A 1,229-nucleotide genomic window follows, 5' to 3' on the forward strand; every position below is an offset into this window, starting at 1 on the left:
AGAGGTGGCCTCGCTCGTTTGGACAGTTTTCTGAGATTTTTAAGTGGAACGTCCGGGGCAATCATGCTGCCGATTTGATCGCAGGCAGCGTCGCGAAGTATGCCTCATCCGGCGTCTGATCCGCCAGGCTCGAATGGGGCCGTTTCCGGTTGTACAGCTCGATGTAGTCGCCGATGGAGCGCCGGGCATGGCTGACCGACTCGTACGCTTTCAGGTAGACCTCCTCGTACTTGATGCTGCGCCAAACCCGCTCGACGAACACGTTGTCGCGCCAGCTTCCCTTGCCGTCCATCGACAGCCGGATGCGCCGGCCCAGCACGGCCTCGGTGAACGCGCCCGCCGTGAACTGGCTGCCCTGATCGGTGTTCACGATGTCCGGCAGCCCGTAGCGGGCGAACGCTTCTTCCAGCGCTTCGACAGCGTGCACGGCTTCCAGCGTGATGGCGACCCGGTGCGCGAGTACCTTGCGACTCGCCCAGTCCACCACCGCCGTCAGATACACGAATCCGCGCGCCATCGGAATGTACGTCGTGTCGAGTGCCCACGCCTGGTTGGCCCGCTCGATCTTCAGGCCACGCAGCAGATACGGCCAGATTTTGTGCTGTGCGTTGCGGCGGCTCGTGTTCGGCTTGCAGTACAGCGCCTCGACGCCCATGCGCTTCATCAGCGTGCGCACGCGACGACGACCCACTTCATGGCCTTCCCGGCGCAACAGGCGCGCCAGCATCCGTGCTCCGGCAAATGGAAACTCCATGTGCAGTTCGTCGATTCGTCGCATCAGCAACTGATCGGCCTCGCTGACCGGCTGCGGTCGGTAATACGCGCTCGATCTCGCGATGCCAACCAGCCGCGTCTGTTTCGAAACCGGCAGCGCATGCGTACGGTCGGTCATCGCTTTGCGCTCAGCAATCCCGACTTGGTGAGCGCGCCGCTTAAAAAATCATTCTCCAGCGTTAACTGGCCGATCTTCGCGTGCAGCGTTTTTACATCCACCGGCGGCTCGCTCGACGGCACGCCTGTCGCGCCAAACACGTCTGCCGCGCGCTCCTGCAACTGCCGCTTCCATTCCGTGATCTGGTTCGGATGCACATCGAACTGCTGCGCCAGTTCGGCCAGCGTCCGCTCGCCTTTGACCGCGGCCAGCGCCACCTTCGCTTTGAACGCCGCTGAGTGCGTCCGTCGGGTTCTCTTCGTCATCTTTCGGGTTCCTTTGCCAGCATTATCGCTGG

Annotated in this window: 1 protein-coding gene; it reads right to left on the bottom strand. The window is 62.5% G+C overall.

What is annotated here, in order from left to right; genetic code table 11:
• Positions 1-61 precede the first annotated feature (61 nt).
• Positions 62-1,197, bottom strand: a protein-coding gene (locus tag WS91_RS01700) for an IS3 family transposase (RefSeq protein WP_442854966.1) whose coding sequence is annotated in 2 segments (ribosomal slippage) — positions 62-933 and positions 933-1,197 — 1,137 coding nt in all. Because the reading frame shifts where the segments join, the coding sequence is not laid out codon by codon here.
• Positions 1,198-1,229: the final 32 nt, after the last annotated feature.

Origin of the sequence: Burkholderia sp. MSMB1498 (genome assembly GCF_001526245.1) — a bacterium.
Lineage (GTDB): Bacteria > Pseudomonadota > Gammaproteobacteria > Burkholderiales > Burkholderiaceae > Burkholderia > Burkholderia savannae.